General features: G+C 71.6%; 11 protein-coding genes and 1 pseudogene. 6 read left to right on the plus strand and 6 right to left on the minus strand.

The window, feature by feature from the left end; translation table 11 throughout:
• Positions 1-393: 393 nt before the first annotated feature.
• Positions 394-1,242, plus strand: coding sequence for a S1 family peptidase (locus ACFCZF_RS26605; protein WP_376673805.1), 849 nt, complete (start codon positions 394-396; stop codon positions 1,240-1,242).
• A 142-nt stretch (positions 1,243-1,384) separates the two neighbouring features.
• Here the strand turns inward: ACFCZF_RS26605 and ACFCZF_RS26610 are convergent, their stop codons facing one another.
• The 3 genes and pseudogenes from ACFCZF_RS26610 to ACFCZF_RS26620 form a co-directional block, all read right to left on the minus strand.
• Positions 1,385-4,063, minus strand: coding sequence for a LuxR C-terminal-related transcriptional regulator (locus tag ACFCZF_RS26610; RefSeq protein ID WP_376673771.1), 2,679 nt, complete (start codon positions 4,061-4,063; stop codon positions 1,385-1,387).
• A 45-nt stretch (positions 4,064-4,108) separates the two neighbouring features.
• Positions 4,109-4,705, minus strand: a complete 597-nt coding sequence (locus ACFCZF_RS26615; protein WP_376673772.1) for an ATP-binding protein — start codon at positions 4,703-4,705, stop codon at positions 4,109-4,111.
• 342 nt (positions 4,706-5,047) lie between these two features.
• A pseudogene (locus ACFCZF_RS26620) lies at positions 5,048-5,215 on the minus strand (IS5/IS1182 family transposase); the annotation flags it as partial.
• A gap of 217 nt (positions 5,216-5,432) precedes the next feature.
• Between ACFCZF_RS26620 and ACFCZF_RS26625 the strand changes: the two are divergent.
• Positions 5,433-6,170 (plus strand): VOC family protein, encoded by a 738-nt coding sequence (locus ACFCZF_RS26625; RefSeq protein WP_376673773.1) that lies wholly within the window; start codon positions 5,433-5,435, stop codon positions 6,168-6,170.
• A gap of 129 nt (positions 6,171-6,299) precedes the next feature.
• Here ACFCZF_RS26625 and ACFCZF_RS26630 read toward each other — a convergent pair whose 3' ends face one another.
• A complete protein-coding gene (locus tag ACFCZF_RS26630) occupies positions 6,300-8,702 on the minus strand; it encodes a SpoIIE family protein phosphatase (RefSeq protein WP_376673774.1) in 2,403 nt (800 codons plus the stop codon).
• A 167-nt stretch (positions 8,703-8,869) separates the two neighbouring features.
• Here ACFCZF_RS26630 and ACFCZF_RS26635 point away from each other — a divergent pair, with 167 nt between their 5' ends.
• Positions 8,870-10,405 (plus strand): fused MFS/spermidine synthase, encoded by a 1,536-nt coding sequence (locus ACFCZF_RS26635; protein ID WP_376673775.1) that lies wholly within the window; start codon positions 8,870-8,872, stop codon positions 10,403-10,405.
• A 65-nt stretch (positions 10,406-10,470) separates the two neighbouring features.
• Here ACFCZF_RS26635 and ACFCZF_RS26640 read toward each other — a convergent pair whose 3' ends face one another.
• Positions 10,471-12,144, minus strand: a complete 1,674-nt coding sequence (locus ACFCZF_RS26640; RefSeq protein WP_376673776.1) for a hypothetical protein — start codon at positions 12,142-12,144, stop codon at positions 10,471-10,473.
• A 485-nt stretch (positions 12,145-12,629) separates the two neighbouring features.
• Between ACFCZF_RS26640 and ACFCZF_RS26645 the strand changes: the two genes are divergently transcribed.
• Both ACFCZF_RS26645 and ACFCZF_RS26650 read left to right on the plus strand, forming a co-directional pair.
• Complete coding sequence (locus ACFCZF_RS26645; protein ID WP_376673777.1) at positions 12,630-13,163, plus strand: GNAT family N-acetyltransferase; 534 nt, start codon at positions 12,630-12,632, stop codon at positions 13,161-13,163.
• Positions 13,164-13,301: 138 nt separating this feature from the next.
• Positions 13,302-13,715 (plus strand): DUF4190 domain-containing protein, encoded by a 414-nt coding sequence (locus tag ACFCZF_RS26650; RefSeq protein ID WP_376673778.1) that lies wholly within the window; start codon positions 13,302-13,304, stop codon positions 13,713-13,715.
• A 48-nt stretch (positions 13,716-13,763) separates the two neighbouring features.
• On the opposite strand, the gene ACFCZF_RS26655 is transcribed toward ACFCZF_RS26650, so the two are convergent.
• Positions 13,764-15,584, minus strand: coding sequence for a hypothetical protein (locus tag ACFCZF_RS26655; RefSeq protein ID WP_376673779.1), 1,821 nt, complete (start codon positions 15,582-15,584; stop codon positions 13,764-13,766).
• A gap of 152 nt (positions 15,585-15,736) precedes the next feature.
• On the opposite strand from ACFCZF_RS26655, the gene tap reads away from it, so the two are divergent.
• Entirely contained in the window at positions 15,737-17,977 is a 2,241-nt protein-coding gene (gene tap / locus ACFCZF_RS26660; RefSeq protein WP_376673780.1) for a telomere-associated protein Tap, read from the plus strand.
• Positions 17,978-17,979: the final 2 nt, after the last annotated feature.

The raw sequence follows: 17,979 nt of genomic DNA on the forward strand, positions 1-17,979 counted from the left end.
GGGTACCACCTCCTCGTTCTCTCGCACGGCCGCTGGGAGGTTAGCAACGGCCGCCGTGCTCCGCCAACGGGTTTTCGCGGAGGCTCCGTGGCCGGATGCCACCTCACCACACGGGACACGCTCTTGGACCTGACAGGGTTCCGATGAAGTGCGGCCGTCGGCGGGCGTAGCCACCGGGACCCCGGCGGCAGCTGCGGGCCCCCGAGATCAGCGCCGAGGGGCTCCGCCTGCGGCGCGCCGGCACCGCACCACCATCGAGAACCTGGCCGCGGCCAAGACATCAGCCCTGATCGGCCGGGAACCCTCACGGTCAACGTCGCCACCGCTCGCCAGGTCGCCGAGGTCAAGGCGGCCGGACTCGCCGCACGCATACCGGGCCGGGCCCCGGCGGCCCTGGACCGGATCAAGGCCGAACTCGACACGCTTGCCGAGAAGAAGCTCCCCGTGGGCGTGGAGTCGTGGCACGTCGACCCGGTCAGCGACAAGGTGGTCGTCACCGTCCGCGGCACTACCGACGCCACCGGCCGCGACTTCGTGGCCGCGGCCCGCTCCCACGGCTCCGCCGTCACCGTGCGAACCACGCGGAACGACGCCCCGCAGTCGGCCGCCTCCGTCGCCCCCGGCAGCAAGATGAACATCAACACCTCGGATGTGAACGGCGGTTACTGCTCCGTCGGCTTCGGTGCCCGCGACCAGCAGGGCCGGCAGTACCTCGCCACCGCCGGCCACTGCATCGAGGGCCTGCCCACCCTGTACTTCAACGGATCGCAGTTCGCCCGAGGCGCCGACACCCGCTTCGCGCACGGCTACAACAGCGTCGACATGGGCGTTGCTGCCATCACCTCCGGCAACTCCATCGCCACCGCAGTGGGCGGGTGGAGAGTCGTGGCGGACACCCCGGTCAAGGGAAGCCAGCGGGCCGCCGTCGGCGCGACGGTGTGCAAGTCCGGCGCGACCACCAAGTGGACCTGCGGAACCATCAGCAGCTACAACAACTCGGTCACGTACACCGACCCGGGCCAGCCGCGGACCCTCGTCAAGGGCCTGGCCAAGTCGGGTGTCTGCATCCACAAGGGCGACAGCGGCGGCGCCTGGATCACCAACCAGGGCCAGGCCCAAGGCCTGACCTCCGGCTCGAGTGACCTCGACTGCGACGGCAGCTTCGGCAGCGGCGCGAGCTGGATGCACCCGCTCGACGACCTGCTCCGCTACTACGGCCTGACGCTGAACACCGCCTCGTAAGCGAACTGGACTGGGCGCGCGCCACCGTTGCGCCTGGCGCCAGGACCCCTTCCCCGCACCATGACGGGCCGTACGGCCGCCCGCGCGTCGCGGCACGCGCTCTTCTTACCCGGTTCCGGCGGACGCGGACGTGCGAAGGAGGTCACGGCGGGACAGGGCACCCGTCTTCCGTATGGCACGGGCGACATGCTGTTCCACCGTCCCGGGGCGAGAGGTGCAGCACCACCGCGATCTCACGGTTCATCAGTCCACGGGCCGCGAGTTCAGCCACCTCGCGCTCCCTGGGGGAGAGCTGGTCGTCGAATGCGGGACGGCCCGGCCGGCGCACCTCCGGGGGCTGGTGGGAGCGCAGCAGAGTGCGGGCCCGGGCGGCGTCGTAGACCGCGCCGAGTTCGGTGTACTCCTCGACGCAGCGCCGCAACGACGCGACGGTTTGGGTGTGCTTCCTGCCCTCACCGGCCACGCCGTCCGCCGTGTCCCGGGCCACCGCGTCGGGCGCGTCGTCGGCGAGCGAGCATCGTGCCGCTCCCTCGGTCGTCAAGGCCCAGGCGTACGGACGGGGCAGCTTCCGGTAGGCGGCCGCGGCCTCCCGGTACGGCCCGATCGCCTCCTCCAGGCGGCCCTCGCACTCCTCCAGCGCGGCCCGGCTCCACGCGATGGCGGCCTGGGCGGCCGGCGCTTCGTATCCTTCCAGGCCCTGGATGAACTCCGCGACCATGCGACGGGCTGCTGCCGTGTCCCCCGCCCGGGCCACCGCCTCCACGGCCCAGGGCGCCAGCTCCGCCGCCCAGGCCCAGATGCCCTTGTCCGCCACGGCTGTCCAGGCCGCCCGGGCCTGGTCCGCCGCGGCCGGCAAGTCGTCGCGGACCAGGGCGAGACGGATCAGGGCTCCGGCCGTGGCCGCGGCCAGTGGCATGCGCGTGCACTCCGGCGCGGGCGCCCCGAGGGCGGTCAGCCAGTGCACGGCCTGCGTCCAGTCTCCCTGGGCGAAGGCCAGCATGCCCCGCACCATGTGCGCGTCCGCCGCCACCACGGGCATGTCGGCCATGGTCGCGACGAACCGCTCGCACCGCTCGCCCAGACCGGTCCACTGTCCGGTCCACCAGTCCAGCAGCAGACGGGTGCCCTCTGCCGTCTGCTCGGTGTACGAAGCACCGATACGGGCCGAGAGGTCCAGCCCCGCGGACAGCAGTTCCCTGCCCCACTGGTAGGACCCCGTCCAGAGCGCGGCGTCCGCGGCGTTGCACAGCCCCCGCGCGGCGTGCTCCCGGCAACCGGCCGGCGGACTGTCGACGGGCAGGGCCGTCACCAGTTCCCGGGCCTGCGGGTCACCGCAAGCGACGGCCAACGAGGCATGGTTGGCGGCGACGGCGGCCCGCGCGACGTCATCGCCGCCGACGTGCGCAAGCCGGGCGGCCCTGCGCAGCCACTCCCGGTGCCCCGCCAGCGTCCCCGTCGGCCACTCCGGCATGGCCAGCGCCACCATCGCCCGTGAGGCGAGCGCGGGACGCACCTCGTCCAGCTCCTCGACCGCCGCCTCCAGTTCGCGCATCCCGGCGGCGAGGTCACCGACCTGGTTGGCCAGCATCAGACCGAGGTCGAGCCGCAGTTGACCCCGAACGTCCACCGGCAGGCCGGGGTCGCGGACGGCCTGGGAGAGAACGTCCACGGTCTGGTCCGAGCGAAGCCCGATGACGGCGCTGCGGGCCAGCAGCGGTGCCAGCCGGGCCCGGTACTCCGCCGGGACCTCCCGCACCGCCAGCGTCCGTTCCAGGAGACCGATCGCCTCCTGGTGACGGCCCCCCTCCACCGCGGTCCGGGCGGCCTTCTCCACCGCCCTGAGCCAGCTCTTGCACCGGCCGGCGGACTTGCGGTGCCGGGCCACCTCCGCCCACGGCACCGGTCGGCGGCGGGCGAGCACCCGCGCCGCCCGCCCGTGCAGTTCCTCGCGGAGCGGCCCGGGTATCCGCTCGCGCACGGCCGTCGTGGCGAGCGGCACGGAGAATCCGTAGCGCCCCTCCGACACCTCCGACAGCGTCGCGCCGGCCAGGGCCGCGAGCAACGCCTCACGGCCCGGGGCAAGGCCCATCCCCGCCACGGACAGCAGTTCGTCCCGGGTGGCTGGCTCGCCCAGTACTCCGGCCGCCCATACGACGGGCCGGTCCGCGGCCGCCAGCGCGTCGGTACGGCTCAGCACCAGCTCGGCCAGCCTGACCGGAACGCCGACCGCGTCCACGTCGGCGGCCGTGCACTGGGGACCCGTGCCCGCGCGCAGCGTGCACAGCAGGTCAGCCACCACCTGCGGCACCCCGCCGGAACACGCGTACAGCCGGGTGACGGCCTCGTGCGTCGCACGCTCGCCCAGGGCCTCCGAGGCGGCCCGGCGTACCCGGTCCACTCCCCAGGCGCGCAGCCGGTGCCGGAAGACGGCGAGACCGGGAGGATAGGAGACGGCGGGCGCGCCCAGCGGCAGACCGGCGGAGCCCAACTCCTCGGGACGGTAGGCCACCACGGCCGCCAGCCCCTGCCACGGCCGCTCCAGTACCCCGCGCAGCCACTCCCTCTCCTGCGGTGTCGCCCGGTGCGCGTCGTCCACCAGGAGGAGGGCGGGACCCCCTCCCGTCTCCGGCGGTTCTTCCCCCGCACCGCACCGCCACAGGGCCCGACGGGCCTCGGCGGCCTCCGGTCGGCCGCTCAGTTCGTGCAGCGCACGACTCTTCCCCAGGCCCGCGGTACCTTCCACGAGAACGAGGACCGAGCCGCGTCCCCCGAGCGCCAGACACAGGGGAGTGAGCCAGGGAGACCGTTGCACAGCGGCCATGTCGTCGACCATCGCTTTCCGTCGGCCCGATCGGCCGAGGACGCGTCAGCCCTCCTCAGGGCGAGCGCCCTGGGCGAAGGGCACGTTCTCTTCGCACATTTTGACCATGGGGCTTTCCGCCGCGGCAAGGGCGGCGCCGGCCGGCTCCACCATCCAGCGCACGCTTCCCAGGCCTTCCGCGTCCAGCGTGATGCCCGGGAGCGCCCCGGAGGGAAGGGTGATGACGGCCCAGCGCCGACGGCCCCCAGGGGTGCGCTCGGAGCCGTGGGCGGTGCAGTGGGCGTCGACGAGGACGAGACCCCAGCCGTCCTCGTCGTGTTCGTCCGGCGACGGACGCCGAGCGTGGCAGGGCGCCGGGGCGCCGTCGAGCACGTCGAGGATGAGCTGGTCGCCCTCCACATCCACGCCCACCGTCAGTTGCCCCGCCGGATCCCCGGCCGCCCGCCGCACGCCCCGGGCGAGCATCTCGCCGCAGGCCACGGCGACTGCCCGGCTGGAGTCGTCGCCCAGGCGGAGGCCCCAGGAGCGCAGAGTCGTACGGATACGGCGGCGGCCCTCGGGGACGGCCGAGGGCACCGCGGGAAGGACGAAGGACACCGTCCTCGACGCCACGGGACACAGATCGAAGACCGAGTTGGCCACGGCAGGGCTCCTGGTGCGATGGACGGTTGGACGGGGGGGAGGGGGGAGGGGAGCGGAGGGGAGGGGGCACGCGCGGGGGCGTACTCGGCCGACGTCGGCAACCTACGGACCGCGACACCCCCGCGTACATACGGGCACGGGCGCTACGGATACGTAAGAAAACCAGTACGACGAACCGTCGCCGCCGGAGATGGTGTCCAAGACGGCGGTGGTCGCCCTCGTGGACGCCGCATCCACGACTGGTTGTTCTACCTGCCATCGAGGACGGTCACGCGCCGACACCGGCCGAGTTGGCGGAGGGGCGCGCCTACTGCCTCACCCGCACAAGAGCGGCGTCATGTCCGAAGAAGGCCTGCCGCCCCGGCTTCCCCGTCGCAGCCGGTGGTGTCGCTGGTCCGCCGGCACTGGGATCACCGCACGGATGCCGCGCATGCGCAGGTGGTTTCGGATCCCGCGGGAAGAGCACGCCTTGTCGGCCGGAACCATGTCGGGCCTGGTGCGAAGCCGGCCGCGCGCGGTCGGGGGCAGCACGGCGGGTCTCACCCAGGTCTGGGATCCGTGCGAGAACGGTCGGCAGCCCCTGGGACTCCCCCTGTACGAGGGCCGGATCGACCCGGCGTGGTGGCGCCGCGGACTGCCGGGCCGGTGACCGTGCCGGCACTGTCCGAGTGGGCGTCGCTCCGAGGCTCGCACGCCTGCCCGACGGGGAGCACCTAGGGTATGCGGCATGACGCTGCAACTTGTTCAAGTGAACTTCAAGGCGCGGGACGACTCGTCGCTCGGCCAGTTCTGGGCGGGGGCGCTCGGCTGGGGTGTTTCCAGCGAAGGGCCCGGCGTCACCAACCTGGAACCCGTCGGCTTCGACTGGCCGGACCCGGCCGCCGTCTGCGTCGATCTCGTCCGCGTCCCGGACCCGGAGACGGTGAAGTACCGCGTGCACATCGAGCTCGCCACCACCTCCGACGCCCATCAGGCGGAGTTGGTCGCACGTCTGAAAGAGCTCGGGGCGACGCCCGCCGATGTGGGCCAGGGTGACGTGCCGTGGACGGTGATGGCCGACCCGGAAGGCAACGTGTTCAGCGTCCTGGAGCCCCGGGAGCTCTACCGGGACACCGGGCCGATAGCCGCCCTGGTCGTCGACTGCGCAGACCCACGGGCCATGGTCCGGTTCTGGGGCGAGGCGATCGACTGGACCGTCCACGAGCTGACCGACGACCGCGCCCTGCTGCGCTCCGTCAAGGGCGTCGGGCCCTACCTGGAGTTCCGCCGCACGCCCGACGACGAGGTCGTAGGGAGCCGCGTCCATCTCGACGTGATGTCCGACCCCGTCGAGGATCAGGCGAGGGAGGTCGCCCGGCTCGAAGGCCTCGGCGCGGTACGGGCCGATGTGGGTCAGGGTGACGTCTCCTGGGTCGTCCTGGCAGATCCGGCGGGCAACGAGTTCTGCGTCCTCGGTCGGGGCTGACTCGGAACTCCGTCCACTCGGCTCCCTCATGGCGGTGCGGACGTGCGCGCCGCCGGGGCCCGCCCCCCCAGGGGCACGACGTCTGCCCCGGCAGCGGGTTCGCGCGGCCCTCGTACGCCGGGCAACCCCTCATCCCCGCGCGGGAAAAGCCTGTTCGGTCCAGATGGTCTTGCCGGAGCCGGAATAGCGTGTGCCCCAACGCTGGACGAGTTGCGCGACGATGAACAGCCCTCGCCCGCCCTCGTCGTCCTCGCCGCTGTGGCGCAGGTGCGGTGACGTGTGGCCGGTGTCGGCGACCTCGCACAGCAGGGTGCGGTCACGGATTAGGCGTACCTGGACCGGTCCTTCGGCGTATCTGACCGCGTTGGTCACCAGTTCGCTGACGACCAGCTCGGTCGTGAAGGACAGTTCCTCCAGACCCCACTGGTGCAGTTGCCGGGTGGTCAGGTCCCTGAACCGGCCCGCGGTGACCGGTTCGGCGGGGAGCTCCCACTCGGCCACCTGCGTGGTGTCGAGTTCGCGGGTACGGACGAGCAGCAGCGCGGTGTCGTCCGCCGTCGACCCGCTCGGCAGGAGTTCCGCCACCGCCCGGTCGCACAGCTCGTCCAGGGACGCGCCCCGGTCGCTGAGTACCCGTCCCAGGAGAGCGAGTCCGTGATCGATGTCGCGGTCGCGGGCCTCGACCAGACCGTCCGTGAAGAGGCCCAGCAGGCTGCCCACCGGCAGTTCGACCTCCGTGGACTCGAAGGGCAGGCCGCCGAGACCCAGGGGTGGACCGGCCGGCAAATCCGGGAAGGACACCCGGCCGTCCGGGTCGACGACCGCCGGTGGCAGATGCCCGGCCCTGGCCATGACACAGCGCCGCGAGACCGGGTCGTAGACCGCGTAGAGACAGGTCGCCCCGGTGGTGACATCGGCGTGGGTGCCGTCCGGCATGCCCATCTCGCCCCACTGCTCATCCGCCGACTGAGCCACCAGGTCGTCGAGCCGCGACAGCAGCTCGACGGGGTCCATGTCCATCTGGGCGAACGCGCGTACGGTCGTACGCAGCCGCCCCATGGTGGCGGCCGCCTGCAACCCGTGGCCGACCACGTCCCCGACCACGAGGCCGACCCGGGTCCCGGACAGCGGAATGACGTCGAACCAGTCACCGCCGACCCCGGTCACGTCGTCCGTGGGCAGGTACCGGTATGCCAGGTCGACCGCCGACCCCTCGGGCAACTGTTGCGGCAGCAACTGGCGTTGCAGGGTCAGCGCGGCAGTGCGCTCGCGGGTGAACCGGCGGGCGTTGTCGATGGACACGGCAGTGCGGGCGACGAGCTCGTCGGCCAGCGCCACCTCGCCGCCGTCGAAGGTGGCCGCGTCGGCGCCGCGGACGAAGGTGACGAGGCCCAGCATGCCGCCCCCTGCCCGCAACGGCACGACCAGGGTCGTGTTCTCGAGTACGAGCCCACTGGAGGACAGACAACGGTCCTGCGGCGAACCGGACGGGTACTCCACGGGCGAGCGATCCGAGACGAGTGACGGGGAGGACGGCGCTCCCGGCCTCCCGGCGTCGTCCTCCTCGGTCGAGCAGCGGGCGGCCCGGACGAGGGGCATGGGCGCCGCGCCGCTGATGGCCGGGACCTCGCCCTCCAGCACCTCGCTCGCCAGGTCGACCGTGACCGTGCTGGCGAACTCCGGCACCGCCACCTCGGTGATCTTCTGGGCGGTGACCATCACGTCGAGGGTGCTTCCGATCCCGAGGCCCGCCTCGACGAGCAGGGCCAGCCGCCGCTGCGCCTTGTAGCGATCGGAGATGTCGAACGCGTCCTCGCACACTCCGAAAACATGGCCGTCGGCGTCCTGCAGTCGGTAGTAGGCACAGGACCAGAGGTGGACGTTGTCCGGATCGCTGGGCGGCCGACCTTGGAAATGCAAGTCCAGAAAGGATTCTCCGGTATCCAGGACGTGGTGCATGACCGCGTCAAGGGTGGGCGGATGCCCCTTGGTCACGAATCTTCCCTCTGCGTACAGCTCATCAGCCCGAAGCCCGCGGAACTCGGCGAACGGTCGTCCGATTTCCCGTTCGAATGCCGTGTTGCACCAGGTCACACACAATTCGGTGTCGTAAATGGCCAGACCGACGGGTGACTGGGTGGCAAGACCGTTCAGCAGGGCCAGCCGGGAGTCCCACATCCGGAGATCCTTCAGCTCGGCCGCGACGAGCACGCGCGCCGCCGTACCGGCGCCTGGCAGGGGGCATACCCCGATGGCGACGATCACCTCCACCCCGTCCTTGTGTCGGGCGGTGTGGATGTCGTTTCCCTGCAGGTGAGGACTGAGAGAGCGGACAGAGGGCGTGGAGCCGGCCGGCAGGAGCATGCTCAGGGGGCGGCCGACGATCTCCTGGGGCTGATAACCGAGCAGCCGCTCCGCCGCCGGGCTCCACCCGATCACCGTGTTGTCGGCGTCGACGACCATCGTGGCCGCCCTGGTGACGTCGAGAGGGCCACGAAAGTCAGCACCGTCGTCCGTGTTCCAAACAGTCATGGCGCCACACCAGCCCCGTTCGTCCCCTACAGAATCCGCCGTCCCCTGGGCGAGCACAACCGCAGGACCGCCCGTCCGGCCAGTTCGCCTCCGGCGAGCCGGGAGGCAGGGCGACCGGTTTTCCCCAACTCCTGTCCGCAGGTGAGCCGCGTGCAAGGATGTCGCCCGTGACAGGACCGTCTTCCTCGCCGCCCACCGAAGACACGCCCCGCCACTACGGCCTGGGCTCCCGTGCGGCTGCCGTGCTCGTGTTCGGGTCGTCGGCGGCGGTCCTGGTGGTCGAGATCGTCGCTTTGCGGCTACTGGCTCCTTACCTCGGCCTCACCCTCGAGACCAGCACCACGGTGATCGGCATCGCCCTCACCGCGATCGCCCTCGGTTCCTGGCTGGGCGGGCGCATCGCCGACCACGTCGATCCGCGCCGGCTGCTGGGCCCCTCGCTCGGGGTGTCGGGAGCGGTCGTGGCGCTCACCCCCGCCGTGCTGCGCTCCACCGCGGAGTGGGCCCCAGCGCTGCTGTTGCTGATCGCGTCGCTGACGATTCTCCTGCCGGGGGCCCTGCTCTCCGCGGTGACGCCCATCGTCACCAAGTTGCGTCTCACCAGCCTCGCCGAGACCGGAACGGTTGTCGGACGGCTGTCCGGCGTCGGCACCGTCGGCGCCATCGTCGGCACCGTTCTCACCGGGTTCGTCCTCGTGTCGCGGTTGCCTGTCAGCGGCATCCTGATCGGGCTCGGCGCACTGCTCGTGGTCGGCTCCGCGCTGGTCGAGTGGCGAACGCGTCGATGGATCAGCACCGCTGTCCTCGTCTTCGTGATCATCGCCGGCGGCCTCGCCACCAGGGTCGCGCCCGGTGCCTGCGACACGGAGACCAGGTACCACTGCGCGTCAGTCGTCGCGGATCCCGACCGGCCCAGCGGCCGCACACTCGTGCTGGACGGCTTGCGGCACTCCTACGTCGACCTCGACGACCCGACCTTCCTGGAGTTCACCTACGTACGCGCCATCGCGTCGGTGGTCGACGCCGCTTTCCCGGAGGGTGAGCCACTCGCCGCCCACCACCTGGGCGGCGGCGGGCTCACCTACCCCCGCTACCTCGCGGCCACCCGGCCCGGCACGCGCAGCCTCGTGTCCGAGATCGACAGCGGGGTCGTACGCATCAACCGCGACCAGCTCGGTCTGCGAGCAGAAGCCGGAATCGACGTGCGCGCCGAGGACGGCAGGCTCGCCCTGCGGGGACTGGACGCCGGCAGCCGTGACCTCGTCGTCGGCGACGCCTTCGGGGGCGTCAGCGTCCCGTGGCACCTCACCACGGTGGAGGCGATGACGGACGTACGGCGGGTGCTCGACGAGGACGGCCTGTACGTCGCCAACCTCATCGATCACGGTGCTCTGGCCTTCGCGCGGGCCGAGATGGCCACCCTCGGTGAGATCTTCGAGCATGTGGCCCTGGTCGGTGAACCCACTGATATCGGCTTCACCAACACCACGACCTCCGAGGGCGGCAACATGGTGGTGCTCGCCTCCGACCGACCGGTCGGCCTCCGCGCGATCCAAGAAGCGCTGGATGCCCGGCAAACCGGCTGGAAGATCATCACCGGCGACGACCTGACCTCCTGGATCGGCGACGCCCGACCGCTCACCGACGATCACGCGCCCGTCGACCAGCTCCTCCAGCCCTACAGCCCACCGAGCAGCCAGTGACCGAGCCGGTTCTCAGCGCCGCCGGGCTGGGCCGCGTATCGCCTCCGGACACGATGGCCAGGTGTTCAGTCACACCCGCTACACCTGGGTTCGCCGGAGTCCGTCTCTGCCAGGGACGACAACCCCCGCCCGGTCGTCAACCGTCCTGAAACGCTCGTCTCCGCGTCCTCACGGGCCCGTTTCGCCAGAGTGCGACCGTTGGACTCGGCCGCCACATCGCCCGTGATCGTGAGGCTCGTCACCGCTCGGCTCCCCGCCGCGAGGACGTACCAGTCGCCCTGCGGTGAACGCCAGCGGGTATGGGCGACGACGTGCTGGCCGTACCTGCTGCACGCGGCCGTGTCCCGTGCCCGGGCCACGATCCGAGCCGGCGCCGTGCCCTCGGCGCGCAGGCCGACGGTCACGTCACCGCTTCCCCGCCAGGTGACGGCCCGGAAACACGACCACACGGCGTCTTCGCCGCCCTGGGGGAGTCGCTGGTCGGCGAAGTCCCAGAGGTTCACGGAGCGGACCGCGTCACCGGTGCCACCGCCGAGGTGGCAGGCCAGCCGGGACCAGGCCGCCAGGGCGGAGCTGCCGGTCGCCTCCCGGGGCCGGCGTGCCGGGGGACCCTCCTCACCAGGCAGTGGAGTGTAGGTGAGGTGGACGGGGGAGAGGCCGCCCAGATCGGTGAGGAGGAAGGCGTGGTCCTCCACGATGCGTGAGGACGACCGCAGTTGCAGGACTGGACGCCGTGCGCAGGCGGAGTCCGCCGGGGCCACGGGCACCGGCTCCGTCACGCCGTCCGCCGAGACGTCTAGGGGACGTGCGGCGCTGTCGGGAGCCAACAGATCCCGGGTGCCCGCCTCGGCGATCCACGGTGCGAGCAGGTACCGGGCCGAACCATCGCCCGCCGCGACGGTGACCGCGGCGGCCGTGGTCACGTCCGCGTCGTCGGCCAGTGCCACGGACAGGGCGGTGTCTCCTTCGCCGGTGCCCCCCGGCTCCTGGTACCTGGCCAGCCGCCGGCCGTCGTACAGGAGGACGACCGTCTGCCCGCCCACTGCGCCCGCGTACAACAGCTGCGGGGAACCGGACGGCGGATCCGTGGGTGTGCCGGGGCTGACCGACACGTGCGTCGCGCCCCGTGCGGGGCGGGCCCAGGTCTTAAGGGCGCGGGCGAGCAGATCGCCGTCGTGCGTCCGGTCGCCACGGGCCGGCCAGGCGGTGAAGTCGACGCGTGACGTGTCCGCCCAGACCTCGGGCGGGGTCCGGCGCAAGGGCTGGGATTCCGGTGCCGAGAAGGGCTTCGCCGAGTCGGGCGTCGGAGCGTCGTGATCGGCGAGGACGAGCGTTGTCACCGTGACGAGTCCGGCCAGCACGCCCGCAGCCGCCACCCGTGCCCGCCGCCTGCGCCGTAGGAGATCCGTCGGCTGTGCCCAGACCGTGCACGCGTCGAACTCACTGGGGCCCGGGGAGGACGAGACGGTGACCGCCGGAGCGCCGGCGGTGTCGAGCCGGAGCCGGTCCGCCCTGCGCAACGCCTCGACGGGGTCGTCCGCCCCGGCGGCCCGGAGTACTTCGAGTACGTCACCTTCCGGGAGCCGGTCCAGGTGGCGCAGGACGAATGCGGCTCGGGTGGTGGGTTCCTCACTCGTCAGCGACTGGCTCGCCGTCATGTCCTCGGCGCTGCCAGACCGGGGAAACAACCGCAACCCGATCACGATCGGCAACCGGGGCAGCAGCCACGCGGGGATCACACCTCCCTGTCCCCGTCCTCGCCCGTGGCGCCCGTCTCGGAGCGCGTCGCGGAGAACGACGACGCGCAGCTCGTCGAGGATGACGTCCGGGCCATCGCCTCGTGATACGGGCGCCCGGGGCGCTCGCCGGGCTTTCGGCAGGGCCCGCTGCACCAGGGAGTGGGCGAGCAGAATCCGATGATGCCTGCCGGGCGGAGTCGGCAGAACCAGGTAGGCGAGACGTACGAGGGAGCCGTACTGCTCAAGCAGGACGGACTCCGTCTGTTGAACGCGAGTCCCGCGCATGCCGAGTGGGCTGCGAAATCGATGGAGTGACATGGGGCGGTGCCCTTCACGGCCGAGGATCTGCCTTTACCGCCTTCTCAAACGAGTGAATCACGTGATGGTCACATGACGTCCGGTCAGCCTTGAGCCTCCCGACACCCGCCCGGGACGACCCGGCACCGCGGTTCGCCTTCCCGCCCGCGCGGCGGGAAGATGGGATCATGACCGAGATCCGAACTCCGCGTCTTGTCCTGCGCCGATGGCTGGACGACGACCTTGTCCCCCTGTCCGAGATTCATGCCGACCCGGCGGTGATGCAGGGAATCGGTGACGGCAGGCCGCGCTCCCTGGAGCAGACGGCCGAGGACATCGAGGCGTGGGACGAGGAATGGGACGAGGAAGGGTTCGGGATGTTCGCGGTCGAGCTCCTGGGCTCCGGTGAGGTGGTGGGCGCCGTTGGCCTGTCCGTCGCCGACGCTCCGACCGAGGTCGCTGGTCAGGTGATGATCAGCTGGCGGCTCGGGCGGGTGTTCTGGGGGCAGGGCTACGCCTCCGAAGCGGCGCACGCGACACTGGAGTTCGCCCTACAGGATCGTGGCCTGGACCGTGTGGTCGCCGTCTGCCGGGCGATCGACCGGGCTTCCGTGAACGTGGTCGACAAGCTCGGCATGCAAGCCGAAGGGACGGCACAGCACCCGGTCCACGGCTACGACCTCGCGATGTTCGGCATCGACCTGACGCAGTACCAGGATTAGCAACCGCACGACCGACTCCAGGACTCGCCCTGGGAGCTCCTGAGTATCCGGACGAGAAGGAGGCATTCGTCGTCCGCTCGGGGGCACTTGGCTGGTACGGCAACTCCCCGAAACCAGACAAGAGATGAGCGTGACGACGTGTCCTTCCCGGAACATCCCGCGACCCCGTCCGAGACCTCGCAGACGCACCGTGACACCGGCGTAAGGCGAAGTAACGGGCTGGCTGTCGCCGCACTGGTTCTCGGCATCCTGGCCGTCCTTCTCTTCTGGACCGTCGTCGGCGGTGTGGTGCTCGGGCTCCTGGCCCTGATACTCGGCATCGTCGGAGCTCGCAAGGCACGAGGCGGAAGAGCGCCACACGGCAAGATGTCCATCGTCGGCGCGGTGCTCGGAGTGCTGGGAGTCATCGCATCCGCCGTGATCATCGCGATCGGTGCGTCGATCCTCAACTCGGACGAGTTCAAGGATTTCGACGACTGCGTCCAGCACGCCGACACGCAGAGCGAACGAGACGCGTGTGCCGAAGACTTCAACAAGGACGTCAACAACTGATCTGAACGGCCGTTCACGGCGCTCAGCTCGCCGATGGGAGAACCCTATCTAGTCGGCCGTGGCGAGCAACTCGTCGACGGCGGTACGAAGGGCCTCGTCCTCGGCGAAGGCGCGCCAGCCGCCGAAGTAGTGAATACGCCGGTCACTTGCCGGGAGATCGCCCAGGAGGCGAACCGCGGGCCGGGCGGCGCGGCCCATCCGAGTCAGATGGCGCACAGCGGGGAGCATGACCGGCAGGTAGGTGCCGTCGGCCAGGTCCCGCACGATGTCGAGGAGGATTGGGACAGCGCTCTCGGCGTCTCCCGTCACGGCCCACAGGGCGTGCGCGGCCTCGGCTCTGGTCCAGGGATCGGCTGCCTCGTCCATTGCCCGGATGCGGCCCGCGAAAGCGGCGGCGTGCGAGCCGAGGTCGGCCAGCTTGCGCAGCGCAGGGTGCGGGTAGCGGCCCTCGGTGGCGGCGGGCCCCAGCACCTTCAGGGCTGGGCCCGGCTCTCCACCGACCTGCCAGTACGCCCAGGCGGCGAGCTCGGCGCCCGCTCCGCCGGCGAGTGACCGGGCCAGTAGCGCTTCACGTCCCCCGTTGCCCGCCGGGCCGATGCCGGCGAGGGCTGTGGCCGCCGCGGTCCACCTCTGGTTGTCCTCCAGCAGGCCCAGCAGCTGCGGTACGGCTGCCGCGGCGGCCGATCCCCACGCGGCGAGTACGTCGCAGAGCTGACCGACCAGCCGACCGTCCTCAGTGGGGCCGAGCCGGTCGCAAATCACCGGAAGCAGCAGCTCCGCATGGTCCGGGAGGCGAGCCAGGACCTCATAGAGGGCGGGCAGAGCCGGATGGTGGACGGCGTCACCGGCACCGCCGGTGAAGGCGTCGGCTGACGCGAAGCCGGACGGGGTGCCGGCCACGCGCTCGGCCAGGCCCGGCAGGCAGCGCGGGTCGTTCATACGGGCCAGTGCCCACAGGGCCGCGTCGGCGACCGTCTCTCCGCCTCGTGACGTCCGGGTGGCGGTGTCGCCGAGCAGCGCGGCGACCGCGTCGGCGTGGACGGCGGCCGCGGGGCCGCAGCAGGCCAGCAGCTCGGCCGCACGGTAGCGCACCTCGGTGGCCGAATCATCGAGCCGAGCCACAACAGCCGGCAACAGTACATCGGCCGGTGAGCGCCACTGCGACAGCAGCCCGCCCGCTTGCGCCAGCGCGCCGATCCGCTGCTCTTCGTCGGGATGGTCGGCCATCAGCCCCATCGCGAAGGCGGGGGAGGCGCCTGGGAAGAGCCTCGACGTCCAGTGCTGGACTCCCCGCACCCCGCTCTCCACGGAACTGGTGTGCCGCCACAGTTCGACGCTCGGATCACGAACCGCGTCGAGCACGACCCCCAGCCGCGTCGTGGCAGTCGTGGCAGGCGTCGAGTCGCGGGCCGTGAGCGCGTGCACCGCCGCCAGACGAAGCTGTGGTTCCGCAGAGGCGAGCAAGGTGCGAAGGAGGGCGCCGACCTCGTCGGCCCGGTCACCGGCCGGCTCACGCCGGACCGCCAGACCCAGTGCGAGGACCAGATCGAGGCGGGTCACCAGTTCGCGCTCCGCCCGCCAGCACCGCAGGAGCGCGGGCAGAGTGAGAGCACCGGGGCCGGCACAGCCACCGACCACGTCGGCTGCGGCCCGCCGTATCTCTGGTTCGGGATCGGCCAGCAGGACAAGCACCTCGGGCAGCAGCCGCTCCCAGGTCGGCGACCAGCCGGGATGCAATTCGAACGCGGCGTCCTGGGCCGCCGACTGATCCGGCCCCGCACATCGCTGCAGCAGGCCTGGCACGTCCTCGGCGGAGCCGTAGTTGTGCTCCAGCCCCGCCCAGTCGATCGCTTCCAGCCCCTCCCACATGCGCGTGACCCTACCGCCCGGCACAGACGCTCCTACCCGGGAAGCACGCAGAACTGCTACTCCTGAGCAAAACCGATCCGTACGCTGAACTTACGGTGTAGGTACGCAGTTCGTACGCTACGCCGGGTAGGGTGTCGGTCAGGAGGTGCTCCATGTCCGACTTGTTCGACGCGGTCGACGCGCTGGTCGCGTCCCGCGCTCCGCTGCCACCGGCGGAGGAGCGTAAACGGCTGCGTACCGCGCACGGCCTGACGTTGGATCAAGTGGCCGCCGCGCTGAAAGTGCGCAGGGCGACCGTGTCGGGCTGGGAGTCGGCCAAGAAGCCGACCGAGCCGCGAGGCCCGGAGCGTGAGGCGTACGCGCGACTGCTCAAGCAGCTCGCGGAGCTCTACCCCGCGCCCAGTGCGAAGGAAGAACAGGCCGGCCCGGTCCCAGCGCCTGCCGTGGCCACCGGCGACCCCGCCCCCGCGGACGCCCGGACCTCGTTCCCGGGGCCGGCGCCCGAGGGCGAGGCCCCGACGCCTGCCGGAAACACCCGGGCCGCCCCTGGCCGCCCTCCCCTTGGTGCCCCGGCGACCGCGCCGCGGCCGACGCGTACTCCCGGGCCGCCGTCGAAGTCGCGTCGTCCGGGCGCGGAGAGGGCGGCCCCAAAGGGTGGCACCGACCCGCGGTTCGAGCACGGACCCCTGGCGGTCGTCGACGTCGTGGACGGGCAGGTGTTGGCGTACTGCCCCGGCGGCCTCGTCCTGGACGTGCCCGCCAAGTCGATCCCGGCCCTGGTGGACTGGACGCTGCGCGAGGCGAGGCTGGGGCAGCCGAAGTTGTCGGGTCCTGGTAAGGACGCCGATCCACTGCTGGTACTCACCGAGGCCGCGCTGGAACGATACGGCCTCCCCACCACCCTCTCGGACGAGGAGCGGCTCGTCGGCCGGATCCCGGAGGGCCACAAGGTCATCGGGCAGCTGGCCCGCGCCGACTGGAAGCTGACGAAGCGCGGGTTCGGTCCGTGGGCGCGGATCTACCGCCCCGCCACCGGCTCGGCGCGGGCCTGCGTGCAACTGTGCGTCCCGTCGTGGAACGCCCTGGACGTCCGTCACTGGGGAAACGCCGGGCAGCTTCCGCCGGCGGAACTCGCCCGCGTGCTGGGTGTGTACGCGTCGCGGGTGATGACACCGCGCGGTTCCACGGCCGTGACCGGCCTGGAGCTGATGACCGCGCTGCACCCGCCGACCCGCGCCTCCGAGCCCGACGCCGACGGCAACCGGCACTCCGAGCACAATCCCGGCTCGTTGGGCAGGGAACCGGTGGACTGCGCGCCGTGCGAGGCTCCGGACGGGCACCCGCTCCTGGCGGATCTGCCACGGTTCCACGTGCGTGGCCCGGGCGAGAAGCTGTTCGAGGAAGCGTATGACTGGGCGCGGCCGCTCACCGACGACGAATGCATGCGCCGTAACCTCGTCGGCATCGACGTGAACATGGCCTTCGCCGCCGGCGCCAACGGCCTCATCGTCGGCCTCTCGGCGCCCACGCACGTCAAGGCGCCGGTGTTCGACCCGAAGCTGCCCGGCTCCTGGCTGGTGGACCTCTCCCACATCGACCTGTCCCGCGTGAAGACCGGCAAGGACAAGTGGGCGGACCTGGACGCCAGTCTGCTGCCCAGCCCGTTCACCCCGAAGGGCGAGCACCCCGAGGGCCCGGCCTGGTACGCGACGCCGACCGTCGCCTACGCCGTGGAGCTGGGCTACGCGGTGCGCCCGCTCGAGGCGTACGTCCGCTACGAGAACGGCCGCTATCTCGACAACTGGTACCAGCGGCTGCGTGACGCCTATCTCGGCACGATGGCCGACCTCGGCGTCGACGCCGACCTGACACCGGAGGACTTCCTCACGGCGATGGCCGACCACCGCACCCGTGACCCCGAACTGACGATCGTCGTGTCCGCGGTGAAGGCGACGGTGAAGGGCGGCCTGGGCAAACTGCGCGAGCGTCCGCGCGGGGACGGCTGGCGGCCGGGCGAGCCGTGGCGGGCCCTGTCCCGTCCGACGTGGCGGCCGGACATCCGTGCGGCGGTCATCTCCCGCACGAGGGTCAACCTGCACCGCAAGATCGTCAAGCACGCGGCGTTCACCGGCGAGTACCCGGTCGCGGTCCTCTCCGACTGCGTCGTGTACGCGGCCGACGGCGAGTCACCGCTGGACGTCCTTCCCTACCGGGACGGCAAGCCGCTTCCGGGTGGCTTCAAGCTCGGCGTCAACCCGGGTCTGGTCAAGCACGAGGGCACCCAGAGCGTCCTGTGGGGCGAGGAAGTCCGCGACCGGTTCAACGCCCCGGAGCTCAACCTCGCCCGGTACATCAAGGACGGCACCGTCACCGACGTCGACAACGGAGAGTAGGA

The organism is Streptomyces sp. NPDC056296, assembly GCF_042268605.1.
GTDB lineage: Bacteria > Actinomycetota > Actinomycetes > Streptomycetales > Streptomycetaceae > Streptomyces.

Bases quoted from the DNA above. Each gene is read 5' to 3' on its own strand.
- ACFCZF_RS26610 (WP_376673771.1), bottom strand. From the start codon at position 4,063: ATGGCCGCTGTGCAACGGTCTCCCTGGCTCACTCCCCTGTGTCTGGCG.
- ACFCZF_RS26625 (WP_376673773.1), top strand. From the start codon at position 5,433: ATGACGCTGCAACTTGTTCAAGTGAACTTCAAGGCGCGGGACGACTCG.
- ACFCZF_RS26630 (WP_376673774.1), bottom strand. From the start codon at position 8,702: ATGACTGTTTGGAACACGGACGACGGTGCTGACTTTCGTGGCCCTCTC.
- ACFCZF_RS26645 (WP_376673777.1), top strand. From the start codon at position 12,630: ATGACCGAGATCCGAACTCCGCGTCTTGTCCTGCGCCGATGGCTGGAC.
- ACFCZF_RS26655 (WP_376673779.1), bottom strand. From the start codon at position 15,584: ATGTGGGAGGGGCTGGAAGCGATCGACTGGGCGGGGCTGGAGCACAAC.
- tap (WP_376673780.1), top strand. From the start codon at position 15,737: ATGTCCGACTTGTTCGACGCGGTCGACGCGCTGGTCGCGTCCCGCGCT.